The following is a 10,924-nucleotide window of genomic DNA, read 5'->3' on the forward strand; positions in this document are numbered from 1 at the left end:
CATTCTCGCTGGCATAATCCCCCGCATCTGAGGTCGGAGAGTACCCATGCCGCGCTACCTTTTTTTATCCCTGCTCGTGTGTTTTTCCACCGTTCAAGCCGCCGAAAAAACCGCTGAAAATGATGCTCACGATCTCGCTTACAGCTTGGGTGCAAGTCTGGGCGAACGCTTGCGCCAGGAGGTTCCCGACCTGCAACTTCAGGCGCTGGTCGATGGCTTGCAGCAAGCCTATCAGGGCAAACCCCTGGCACTGAAGGACGCGCAGATCGAACAGATTCTTGCCGACCACGAAGCCCAGATCGCCTTGCAACCGGCCGCGCCACAAAGCGAAGAAGCCCTGGAAAAAGAGCAACGCTTTCTCACCGAAGAAAAAGCCAGGCCCGGGGTTCATGAATTGGCCGATGGTGTGTTGATGACAGAACTGGCGCCAGGCACCGGCGCGAAGGCAGGTCCGAATGGCAAGGTTCAAGTCTTGTACATCGGTCGATTGCCTGACGGCACGGTGTTCGATCAGAACAGTCAACCGCAGTGGTTCAGTCTCGACAGCGTGATCACTGGCTGGCGCAGCTCGCTGCAAAATATGCCGGTGGGGGCAAAATGGCGCCTGGTGATTCCATCGGCCCAGGCCTATGGCGCCGACGGTGCCGGCGATCTGATCGCACCGTTCACCCCGCTGGTATTCGAAGTCGAATTACGCGGCGCCACCAGCTGATAGCACAAACGAAAAACGGCGCGCAAAGCGCACCGTTTTTTAGCGTGTTGCCGGAAAGGGTTCAGGCCTGAACCGAATCCTCTTCCTTGTGAGCGGTGTGCAGCACTTCGATCAGGCAATCTTCCAGCTCGAAGCGTTCGTGCAGCAGGCCACCCAGTTCCTTGAATCTCTCGGCTACGCACTGGCCTGCATCACACAGGTCGTTGAACGCCAGCAGCTTCTCGGTGATGACGTCGATGCGCGGATAGATCGTCTCGGCCAACTCCAGGCCACGAGTGTCACCAAAGGCCTTGGCTTCACCGGTGAGCTGTTCGTAGATTTCGAAATGCCCCGCCGATACGTAGTCGACCAGCACCCCGCAGAATTCCTGCAACGGCTTGCGGTTCTCGCCCAGAGCCTCAGGCTTGGCGCCGAGAGCATCATAGGCCCAAACCAGTTCGTGACGCTCCTGCAACCAGCGGTCGATCAGCAGATGCACTCCACCCCAGCGTTCCTGAGCATTCTGACAACTTTCGAGCATGGCGATCTCTCTTCCCTATGTGGGTCATGCTGCTCTACACCTGCCGCACTCTTGAAGGGTCAAGGATCGGCCAGGCAGAGCGTCATCGAGCAACACAATTCCAACGACACGTGCGGGCCAGATTATGCCCGCACGACAATGGCTTCAAGGTACGCAGGAGATAAAGTTCATACAAGTGTTTAATCACCCGTCCCGACCCGGTGCGACGACTCGCCGCTGGGCGGTCCCTGACAGGCGATCCAGACGTGGCGCAGCACCTGATAACTCCCCAGGATCAGCATCGCGACGAAGAACAGCAGACTCCATTCGGGGATGCTCAGATCAAATAAGGTCCACGAGATCTCGGCGCAGTCGTCAGCGCCCTTGAACAGCCCTTGTACGACGTAACCCCAGGGCATATTCCCGAACCAATCATCCAGATTGAACGAACAGAACGCGAGTTGTTGTTGCGGATCACTCTGCAACAGCACCTGCCGCCACGCCGCGACAGTCCCACCCAGACTGGCGGACAAACCCAACAACCAATAGACGAAAGAACCGAATCGCCGCGGACCATGAACCGAAGCCACCAGGCAAACAACCATGAGCAACGCCAGGCAACCGCGCTGCAATAAACACAGCCCGCAGGGTTTGAGCCCGACCACATATTCGAGGTAACAGGAAACGCCCAAGGCCAGGGCACCTGCAGTGAAAGCCAAGAAAAACAAGGAGCGTGTGCAGGCCAATGACATGGCTAATCCGTAACAGTAGAGACAGGCGGTTACGGTAGAGGAAAGCGCGCCAGCCTTTCAAGGCAGGCCGGCACGGACACTTCACCAGAGGTGTAGGGAATTCCCGACAGAGTAGAGAGGATAAGATGCAATCCTATGTAGGACGCTTCCGATACAAGTCTACAAAGGTAAACATTCGGCGAAATCCGTCGACGGGTTCGCGACTTAAACAACGCTCTGTAGCAGCTGCCGAGCCTGCGAGGCTGCGTTCGGCTGCGCAGCAGTCGTGAAACCTGAGTACGCAGTTTGCCTGACATACCGTGCTGCCTGATTTCACGACTGCTTCGCAGCCGAACGCAGCCTCGCAAGCTCGGCAGCTGCTACAAGTGACGGTCGGATCAGGCGCGAACCGCTACCGGCAGCGGTGCCGCCAGCAGGCGCTCGTCCAGCAGGCCAAGGCCTTCCTGGAACAGTTGGTTGCTGCGCTCGGTATCGCCCAACTGCGCCAGCAACCTGGCCAGCTCCGCACAGGCTTCCGGGTTGCGCTGCAGGCGCAGGCTGCTTTCCAGATAGTCCCGGGCCTTGCCCCACAGACTGCTTTGCAGGCACAGACGGCCCAGGGTCAGCAGCAGACTCGGGTCGGCCGGGTGATCCTTGAGCCAGCCCTCGGCAGTTTGCAACTGCCGCGCCGGATCGCTGCCGCGTACCAGCCCGTAAAGACGAGCCAGATGACTGTCATAGTTGCGCTTGAGTGCCGCACGCAGGATTTCTTCAGCCTCGACCTGGGCACCTAATTGGCGCAGTTGTTCGGCATAGGCCAGCACCAGTTGCGGTTCCTGACGCTGGCCGTTGGTGAGCTGTTTCCAGGCGCGAGTGAGCGACTGCAACCCGACCGTGCCATCTTCTTCTCCACGCGCCGCAAGGCTGAGGTTTTGGCCCCAGGCCCGACGCTCCAGCTCAGCCAGTTCGGCGACAGGCAGGACTTTGTCCTTGCGCAACTCCGGCAGCAGGCGAATGACCGCCGACCAGTCGCCCCGCTGCTGATGCAGGCGCTGTAGCTGACGCAGAGTCTGCACGTTGTGCGGGTGACGCTCGTGCATGGCTTCCAGGGTCGCCAGGGCGCCTTCGGTATCACCACGATCGGTCTGCAATTGCGCGTGACTCAAGGCAATCGCCAACTCGGCCTGGGGCTGGCGCTCAAGGGCGCGCTCCAACAGGTTGTCGCATTCCTCGTAGTGACCTTGTTCGTTGGCGGCACGTGCCGCACCGAGGTAGTACAGCAGTGGCTGACGCTCGGCTTCTGCAGCCCGGTACAGATGGCGCTGGGCACTGGCCCAGCGACCTTCGGCGAGGTCCAGCTGGCCATGCTCGATGGCGACTTGCACCCGGCGGCTGCGATTGCGACGGGACCACGGATTGACCACGCCGCTGGAAGTCGTCACCAACTCGATCAACGCCTTGATACCCCAAAACACCAGCCAGAGCACGGCCAGCAAGGCCAGGGTCGCCCACAGGCTCGACTCGTAACGGAAGCTCTTGTAGGCGATCAATACGTAGCCCGAGTGCTCGGCAATCGCCAGCCCCAGCACCCCGGCGGCGGCGATGACCAGAAACAGGATCACATAGAGGCGTTTCATGGCGTGGCCTCCTGCGCGGTGTTCGCGGCAGGTTTGGCCAGCGGCTTGATCGAGTCCTCGGCACTGACATTGCGTCGTTCAAGATAGGCCTGGACCGAACTCAACGTGCCCGTCAGGTCAGGCGTAACGACCGTAACCGGCTGCGTGCTCAACTCGCCAACCTGCTCAAGCATCACCTTGCTCTGCGGGTTGTCCGCATTGAAGTTGCCCTTGAGCACATCCCGCGCTTCGGCCAGCGCCTGGGTATACACCGGCGCCTGACCATTGAGCGCAGCCCACTGCGCCTGCTCCAGCGCCAGACTCAAGGCCAGCCGTACCTGGCTCAAACCCTGCCCGGCCAACAGGGGGCGAACATTCTTTTCGGCATTGAAGTCGATGCGGATGTAACGCGAAACCTGATCCCACCATTGCGCCCAACGACTGGCGCCGTCGCCATCGGCGGTCAGGCCCAACAGCGATTCGCCACGGTCCTTGTACTCCGGCGCCAGCTCGGTGAGGTTGATCACCTGGTCACGCAAGGCGCCCAGTTTCAGGAACAACCCGGTGCGGTCCGGCTGCCCGGTGCTGCGCAAGGCCACCAGGGTCTTGGCCACTTGCTCGCGGGCGGCAAAGGCGCCGGGGTCGTTCTGTTCTCGGAGAATTTCGTCGGCGCCCTGCACCAGGGCCTGGGCGCTGCTGATGTCCTGCAATGCCGAAAGACGCAGGCTGGCCAGACGCAGCAAGTGCTCGGCCTCGGCCAGACGCCAATCCTTGCGGCTGGCGCCGAGGACGCTTTCCAGCTTTTGATTCAAGCGTTGTTGATCGCCTTGCAACTGCGTCACCAGACGGCGGCGGTCTTCCAGCTCGTCGGCGGCAGGCAGTTGCTCCAGGCGTGCGGTCAGGCGCTGATCACTGAGTTTCAGGCTTTGTGCCTGATCGCTCAAGGCCTGGACCTGACTCAACTGCGCTTGAGTATTGGCTTGCAGGTGACGTACCTGCCAGACACCCCAGCCCCCCACGGCAACCCCTGCGGCACCCAACAACAGTGCAACAATTGCCAGGCCATTGCCTCGGCGCTGCACAGCAGCAGGTGGTGGTGTTTCAACAGGTGCATCAAGCACCGGCTGGATGTCATCTTCAGGCAAGGCTGTTTCGCTCACGTATCCATCCTTTGCATTAGAGAACGGGTACGGGTTGCTCCCGTAACGCCGTCAGCAAAGCCGCGGCGTTCGCGCCACGACAATCCACAACTGTTTGAGCCCCGGCGGCACGTGCCAGCTCGGCGACTCTTGGGCTTGGAACAAACAACGGCAACCGCGCCAACCTTGGCCAGGCATCGCCTGCCAATTGGTGCAGGTGCTCGAAACCCTGTCCACTGCTGACCACCAGCCCGTTCAAGCGTTCCGCTTCGATCCGGTCCGGCAACGCAGCCGTCGCATAGCGCGGCAAGCCGCGACGGTACAACTCCAGATAATCGACACTAGCACCAAGCTCGCGTAAACGCTCAGCCAGCAACTCGCGCCCACCCTCCCCGCGCATGATCAACACACGTGGATCGGGCCGGGCGATAGCCTCGCGCAACTCAGGAAGTTCAAGCAAGGCTTCGCTGTCATCGCCCTCGGCCGAGAAGCTCACCTCCAGCCCGAAAGCCTCAAGGACGTATGCCGTCGCGGCGCCCACGCTGAACCACTTCAGCTGAAGCGGCCGCGGCCAACACTGGCTGAGCAGATCGATGCCGATTCTGGCGGCCGGCTTGCTGACCACAATCACCGCACAGTAGCGATCCAGACCTGCTATCACTGCGCGCATTGTGTCAGAGGGCGCAATCGGCTCTATCTCCAAAAGCGGCAGACAGCTGCTGAAAATCCCCTGCTCGGCCAGCACGCAGCTCAGCGCCGCCGACTCATCCGCAGGGCGCGTCAGCAGCAGGCGCCAGCCGGTCACTCGTGACCTGCCTCGCCGTAGACCGCTTTAAGAATGTCGCCGGCGCCCTGGCTCAGCAGATCTTCGGCGACCTGCACACCCAGCGCTTGAGCTTCACTGCGCGGCGCACGGGCCTGGGCGTTAAGCAGCAGGCCACCACTTGGATCGCCCACCAGCCCACGCAACCAGATCTGATCGCCTTCAAGCACGGCGTAGCAGGCGATCGGCACTTGGCAGCCGCCATTCAGATGTTTGTTGAGGGCACGTTCGGCTGTAACGCGGGTGGCGGTGTCCTGGTGATGCAGGGGCGCGAGCAAGGCGTGGATTTCGCTGTCGACGCTGCGGCATTCGATACCGACCGCACCTTGGCCGCCGGCCGGCAGGCTGTCGTCGACGCTGATGGCCGAGGTGATGCGATCTTCGAAACCCAGGCGAATCAAACCGGCGGCGGCGAGGATGATGGCGTCGTATTCGCCGGCGTCGAGCTTGGCCAGACGCGTGTTGACGTTGCCGCGCAGGAAACGGATTTCCAGGTCCGGACGCCGGGTCAGCAACTGGGCCTGACGGCGCAGGCTGGAGGTCCCGACGATGCTGCCCTGAGGCAACTCATCCAGGCCGGCGCAGGTGTTGGAAACGAACGCATCGCGTGGGTCTTCGCGCTCGCAGATGCAGAACAGACCGAGGCCTTCAGGGAAGTCCATTGGCACGTCTTTCATTGAATGCACGGCGATGTCGGCTTCGTTTTCCAGCAGCGCGGTTTCCAGTTCCTTGACGAACAGCCCCTTGCCGCCGATTTTCGACAGTGGCGAGTCAAGCAGCTTGTCGCCGCGACTGACCATGGGCACCAGCGTTACCAGCAAGCCCGGTGGGCTTCTTCGAGGCGAGCTTTAACGTATTCGGCCTGCCATAGGGCCAGCGCACTTTTACGGGTGGCGATGCGGATTTCGCGAGAGGACATGGATCAATCCGTACTGAATAGATACGGCGGATAATAACAGCTCAGTCAAATCCACTTTGACTTGTATCAGGAACTGCACGGCCTCCCTGGCCTTCGACATCCGGCAATCGGGTGTGAAATCCGCCTGTGAATGGCGGATTAAAGCTGCTGCATCATTTTGCGCACGCCGGCCACGTGACGGCGGCTGACAATCAGCGCGTCGCCGTTCAGGCCTTTGAGGAACAGCTGGAAATGCCCCAGCGGCGTACGTTGCAGGCGCTCGATACGTTCGCGGGCAACCAGGGCGTTGCGGTGGATCCGCACGAAACGGTCGCCGAATTCATCTTCAAGAGCCTTGAGCGGTTCATCCAGCAACACTTCGCCGCCTTCGTGGCGCAAGGTCACGTACTTGTGGTCAGCAATGAAATAGACCACCTGGCCCAACGGGATCAGCTCAATGCCTTTGCGGGTGCGCGCACTGATGTGGCTGCGCGGGCCGCTACCGGTTTCGGCGGCCGGGCGAGTCAGGGCGGCAAGCTGGACGCGATTGGGCCGCTCGGCCTTCTTCAAGGCCTCGAGCAATTGCTCGACGCGCGCCGGCTTGACCAGATAACCGACACCGCTGGCCTGCAAGGCCTCCACGGCGAATTCATCGGGGCCGGTGCAAAACACCACGGCTGGCGGTGTTTCGCGCTCGCACAATCGTGCAGCCACTTGCAGACCATCAAGGCCTGGCATGCGGACATCGAGCAGCACGATATCCGGCTTGTGGCTGTCGATCAGCGCCAACGCCTCTTCGCCGTTCGTGGCGCCGGGCTCCATGACACTGTATCCCTCGAGTTCGCCGACCATTCGGCTCAGGCGCTCGCGGGCTAGGGGTTCGTCATCAACGATCAGGACATTCATATTGCGCTGGATTCCTGCGTGAGTCTCGCACAAGGATAGCGTAGACAGGTGAAGTGACATCCGTCACCGCGATCCACGCTAAGACTGGCGCGAGGGCCAAAAAGTGCCGCGAGACCGGCGGCTAAATTTTCATCTGCCGGGCGATTGGCGGCCCGGGCCCGCGTTGGCGAGGCATCGCCGTAGGGATTGCTGATACACAATATGAACACCCCCCTCTTCTTATAGTCAGCCGCAGCGTAAAGAAGTGCGCTGTTCCTACTGTCCAACTGTAGACGGTTGCCGGCGCGATATTGCTCAAATGAAAAATATCGTTGCGCAATTCCCTCCGGGGTTGCCCCGAGTATGGGCCTGTACATGAGAAAAAAACGTATCGACCAGTGTCAGCGACAGGATTGGCAACCCTGTTATTATCCGCCACAGCGTTCAACGCCAACTTTCTTCAAGCCGATACGAGCGAATTCATGAGCACTGACAAGACCAATCAGTCCTGGGGCGGCCGCTTCAGTGAACCCGTCGACGCCTTCGTCGCCCGCTTCACCGCCTCCGTCACTTTCGACCAGCGCCTGTATCGCCACGACATCATGGGCTCGATCGCCCACGCCACCATGCTGGCCAAGGTCGGCGTGCTGAGCGATGCCGAGCGCGACAGCATCACCGATGGCCTGAAGACCATCCAGGGTGAAATCGAGGCCGGCCAGTTTGACTGGCGCATCGACCTCGAAGACGTGCACATGAACATCGAGGCGCGCCTGACCGACCGCATCGGCGTGACCGGTAAAAAGCTGCACACCGGCCGTAGCCGCAACGACCAGGTCGCCACCGACATCCGCCTGTGGCTGCGTGACGAGATCGACCTGATCCTGGCCGAAATCACTCGCCTGCAAAAAGGCCTGCTGGAGCAAGCCGAGCGCGAAGCCGGCAGCATCATGCCGGGCTTCACCCACCTGCAAACCGCGCAGCCCGTGACCTTCGGGCACCACATGCTGGCCTGGTTCGAAATGCTCAGCCGCGACTACGAGCGTCTGGTGGACTGCCGCAAGCGCACCAACCGCATGCCTTTGGGCAGTGCCGCGCTGGCCGGCACCACCTACCCGATCGACCGTGAGTTCACAGCGCAGTTGCTGGGTTTCGACGCTGTCGGCGGCAACTCCCTGGACAACGTCTCCGATCGCGACTTCGCCATCGAGTTCTGCTCCGCCGCGAGCATCGCGATGATGCACTTGTCGCGCTTCTCCGAAGAGCTGGTGCTGTGGACCAGCGCACAATTCCAGTTCATCGACCTGCCGGATCGCTTCTGCACCGGCAGCTCGATCATGCCGCAAAAGAAAAACCCGGACGTGCCGGAGCTGGTTCGCGGCAAGACCGGTCGCGTATTCGGTGCACTGATGGGCCTGCTGACCCTGATGAAAGGCCAGCCATTGGCCTACAACAAGGACAACCAGGAAGATAAAGAGCCGCTGTTCGACGCCGCCGACACCCTGCGCGACTCGCTACGGGCCTTTGCCGACATGATCCCGGCGATCAAACCCAAGCACGCAATCATGCGCGAAGCGGCGCTGCGCGGTTTCTCCACCGCCACCGACCTGGCGGATTACCTGGTGCGCCGCGGCCTGCCGTTCCGTGACTGCCACGAAATCGTTGGCCACGCGGTGAAGTACGGCGTGGAAAGCGGCAAGGACCTGGCGGAAATGAGTCTGGAAGAGCTGCGCAAGTTCAGCGACCAGATCGATCAGGACGTGTTTGCCGTGCTGACCCTGGAAGGCTCGGTGAATGCCCGTGACCATATCGGCGGGACTGCACCGGCGCAGGTCAAGAAGGCAGTGGTTCGCGGCCAGGCGTTGCTCGCCAGCCGCTAAATCGCCAAAGCTTCGCGAGCAAGCCCGCTCCCACATTAGTTCGGTGGTGAACACACAGGTTGTGAACACCAGAGATCCAATGTGGGAGCGGGCTTGCTCGCGAATGCGATCTTGTAAACGCTACAAAAACCTACTTCTTGGACGCGATCATCGCCAAAAACCCTGGCATTGCCGCATCCTTGTCCGCGGCTATCCGCTGCACATGCGGGTTCTGCTCCAGACGCTCCAGCAGCGCCTTGGCCGCCGGTATCTCGGCCAACAGATCGATACCGAACAGCTTCTGCCCGACCGCACAGGCCAACGGCACGCTGTAGAGGAAATACAAATCCGCAATGCTCAGGCTGTCACCCGCCACGTAAGGGGCGAACTTGGCGTGCCTGCCCAACGAAGCAAAGCCCAGCAGCAACTCGGCCTTGGTCTTGTCCTTGATCGCCTCAGGCACGGTCATGCCGAAAAACGCTTCGGGATAGCAGGCGCGACCCGGCAATTCGATGTACAGCTCGATTTCCTTGGCCAGCGCCAGCACCCGCGACCGCTCAAAGGGATCGCCCGGCAGCAGTGGCGTGCCTTTCTGGCTTTGTTCGAGGTACTCGAGGATCACGCTGGTTTCGTTGACGAAGCCCTGTTCGACGCCCAGCACCGGAACCTTCCCGCGCGGGCTGATCAGCAGCGCCTCAGGGCTCGGCCCCGGGTAAAACAGGACTTCTTCGAACGGCAGTCCCTTCTCCAGCAGCGCCAGCTTCACCATGTTGTAGTAGTTGCTGACGGAAAATCCATAAAGCTTGAGCATCACTAGCCTCCAGGCCGTGCGGGGTTGGCAGGTGCCTTTTATAGAACGCTCAAGCGTTTCTTGCCAGCAGCATCACAGCGTTGAATGCAGGTAAACTGCCCGTCTTAACTTGAGGAGCCTGCCATGAGCGAGCCAACCGACATCGATAGCGACGAAGAAGAGTTCACCGAAAACACGCTGATCGAAGCGATTGAAAACCAGATTGAAAGCGACAACCCGCCGGCCGCCAAGGCGACCTTCAACAAGCTGACCCTGGTGGGTTACGAGCGTGAAGAGATCCTCAACCTGATGGCCCACGTGCTGGCAGTGGAAATCGACGCGATCCTTGAAGAAGACCGCGCGTTCAACACCGAATGGTACGAAACAGCCCTGCGCGCGTTGCCAGAGCTGCCGCCGGAAAAGAAGTAAGCCCAAAGATCAAAAGATCGCAGCCTTCGGCAGCTCCTACAGGGGATCGCATTTCAAGTAGGAGCTGCCGAAGGCTGCGATCTTTTTATTTCAGGCAACCGTTTTTCAGACCCTGACTACACTGTTACCCACCCCGTTATCGGGGAATGTTTCCCGAGGCGAAAAAACCCTGATGCAAGCACTGGACATGCCGCACGAGTGGGCTCACCTTAGGGGCGCTGTCGTCTAATTCCTAGAAAGTCTGGAGTCCTTATGTCGCTTACCCCTGAGTTGGTTGCCGAACTGGAAATCCTCGCCCTCTTCAACCTGGACAGTTCCCAGGAAGGTTTGAAAATCCATCAGACCGCTGCCCCGAAAGCGATTGCCGCCGCCCAACGCCTGTACGAAAAAGACCTGATCGACCAGCCCGATGGCGGTTACCTGACCAGCCTGGGTCGTGACGCCGCGCAAAATGTACAAACCGTCCTGACCATTCTGAGCGTCCAGGAAACAGCCTAAGCACCACCGTATCGCCCCCGGAAACCCCTTCCATGGGATTTCCGCGGG

Annotated in this window: 11 protein-coding genes and 1 pseudogene; 4 read left to right on the forward strand and 8 right to left on the reverse strand. The window is 60.6% G+C overall.

Annotated elements, in window-relative coordinates; genetic code table 11:
- Nucleotides 1-46: 46 nt before the first annotated feature.
- Nucleotides 47-712, forward strand: a complete 666-nt coding sequence (locus JFV26_RS05230) for an FKBP-type peptidyl-prolyl cis-trans isomerase (RefSeq protein ID WP_201190362.1) — start codon at nucleotides 47-49, stop codon at nucleotides 710-712.
- Between the two features lie 61 nt (nucleotides 713-773).
- Here JFV26_RS05230 and rsd read toward each other — a convergent pair whose 3' ends face one another.
- The 7 genes and pseudogenes from rsd to JFV26_RS05265 all read right to left on the reverse strand — a co-directional run bounded on the left by rsd (nucleotide 774) and on the right by JFV26_RS05265 (nucleotide 7,324).
- A complete protein-coding gene (gene rsd, locus JFV26_RS05235; RefSeq protein ID WP_201190364.1) occupies nucleotides 774-1,232 on the reverse strand; it encodes a sigma D regulator in 459 nt (152 codons plus the stop codon).
- A gap of 179 nt (nucleotides 1,233-1,411) precedes the next feature.
- Nucleotides 1,412-1,963, reverse strand: a complete 552-nt coding sequence (locus tag JFV26_RS05240) for a disulfide bond formation protein B (RefSeq protein ID WP_201190366.1) — start codon at nucleotides 1,961-1,963, stop codon at nucleotides 1,412-1,414.
- Between the two features lie 377 nt (nucleotides 1,964-2,340).
- The gene (locus JFV26_RS05245) at nucleotides 2,341-3,579 is read right to left on the reverse strand and encodes a heme biosynthesis protein HemY (RefSeq protein WP_201190368.1); all 1,239 of its coding nucleotides are present in this window, start codon (nucleotides 3,577-3,579) and stop codon (nucleotides 2,341-2,343) included.
- The gene (locus JFV26_RS05250) at nucleotides 3,576-4,718 is read right to left on the reverse strand and encodes a uroporphyrinogen-III C-methyltransferase (RefSeq protein ID WP_201190370.1); all 1,143 of its coding nucleotides are present in this window, start codon (nucleotides 4,716-4,718) and stop codon (nucleotides 3,576-3,578) included. Before JFV26_RS05250 ends, JFV26_RS05245 begins: the two co-directional genes overlap by 4 nt.
- Before the next feature lie 16 nt (nucleotides 4,719-4,734).
- A complete protein-coding gene (locus JFV26_RS05255; RefSeq protein ID WP_201190372.1) occupies nucleotides 4,735-5,502 on the reverse strand; it encodes a uroporphyrinogen-III synthase in 768 nt (255 codons plus the stop codon).
- Nucleotides 5,499-6,439: pseudogene (gene hemC / locus JFV26_RS05260) on the reverse strand (hydroxymethylbilane synthase). Before hemC ends, JFV26_RS05255 begins: the two are co-directional and overlap by 4 nt.
- A 138-nt stretch (nucleotides 6,440-6,577) precedes the next feature.
- Nucleotides 6,578-7,324 (reverse strand): LytR/AlgR family response regulator transcription factor, encoded by a 747-nt coding sequence (locus JFV26_RS05265; protein ID WP_201190374.1) that lies wholly within the window; start codon nucleotides 7,322-7,324, stop codon nucleotides 6,578-6,580.
- A 461-nt stretch (nucleotides 7,325-7,785) separates the two neighbouring features.
- Between JFV26_RS05265 and argH the strand changes: the two genes are divergently transcribed.
- Nucleotides 7,786-9,180: an argininosuccinate lyase gene (gene argH / locus JFV26_RS05270; protein WP_201190376.1), complete on the forward strand. Its 1,395-nt coding sequence runs from the start codon at nucleotides 7,786-7,788 to the stop codon at nucleotides 9,178-9,180.
- 130 nt (nucleotides 9,181-9,310) lie between these two features.
- Here the strand turns inward: argH and JFV26_RS05275 are convergent, their stop codons facing one another.
- Entirely contained in the window at nucleotides 9,311-9,970 is a 660-nt protein-coding gene (locus JFV26_RS05275) for a glutathione S-transferase family protein (RefSeq protein ID WP_201190378.1), read from the reverse strand.
- 123 nt (nucleotides 9,971-10,093) lie between these two features.
- Between JFV26_RS05275 and JFV26_RS05280 the strand changes: the two genes are divergently transcribed.
- Together JFV26_RS05280 and JFV26_RS05285 are read left to right on the forward strand one after the other, a co-directional pair.
- The gene (locus tag JFV26_RS05280) at nucleotides 10,094-10,378 is read left to right on the forward strand and encodes a hypothetical protein (protein WP_123403861.1); all 285 of its coding nucleotides are present in this window, start codon (nucleotides 10,094-10,096) and stop codon (nucleotides 10,376-10,378) included.
- Nucleotides 10,379-10,630: 252 nt separating this feature from the next.
- Nucleotides 10,631-10,876, forward strand: coding sequence for a TIGR02647 family protein (locus JFV26_RS05285; protein WP_201190380.1), 246 nt, complete (start codon nucleotides 10,631-10,633; stop codon nucleotides 10,874-10,876).
- The last annotated feature ends 48 nt before the right edge of the window (nucleotides 10,877-10,924 follow it).

This window comes from Pseudomonas sp. TH31, assembly GCF_016650815.1.
Classification (GTDB): Bacteria; Pseudomonadota; Gammaproteobacteria; order Pseudomonadales; family Pseudomonadaceae; genus Aquipseudomonas.

What these genes read in the sequence shown, in the direction of transcription:
- JFV26_RS05245 (WP_201190368.1), bottom strand. Translation starts at nt 3,579, where the DNA reads ATGAAACGCCTCTATGTGATCCTGTTTCTGGTCATCGCCGCCGCCGGG.
- JFV26_RS05285 (WP_201190380.1), top strand. Translation starts at nt 10,631, where the DNA reads ATGTCGCTTACCCCTGAGTTGGTTGCCGAACTGGAAATCCTCGCCCTC.
- rsd (WP_201190364.1), bottom strand. Translation starts at nt 1,232, where the DNA reads ATGCTCGAAAGTTGTCAGAATGCTCAGGAACGCTGGGGTGGAGTGCAT.
- JFV26_RS05265 (WP_201190374.1), bottom strand. Translation starts at nt 7,324, where the DNA reads ATGAATGTCCTGATCGTTGATGACGAACCCCTAGCCCGCGAGCGCCTG.
- JFV26_RS05280 (WP_123403861.1), top strand. Translation starts at nt 10,094, where the DNA reads ATGAGCGAGCCAACCGACATCGATAGCGACGAAGAAGAGTTCACCGAA.
- argH (WP_201190376.1), top strand. Translation starts at nt 7,786, where the DNA reads ATGAGCACTGACAAGACCAATCAGTCCTGGGGCGGCCGCTTCAGTGAA.
- JFV26_RS05240 (WP_201190366.1), bottom strand. Translation starts at nt 1,963, where the DNA reads ATGTCATTGGCCTGCACACGCTCCTTGTTTTTCTTGGCTTTCACTGCA.
- JFV26_RS05275 (WP_201190378.1), bottom strand. Translation starts at nt 9,970, where the DNA reads ATGCTCAAGCTTTATGGATTTTCCGTCAGCAACTACTACAACATGGTG.
- JFV26_RS05230 (WP_201190362.1), top strand. Translation starts at nt 47, where the DNA reads ATGCCGCGCTACCTTTTTTTATCCCTGCTCGTGTGTTTTTCCACCGTT.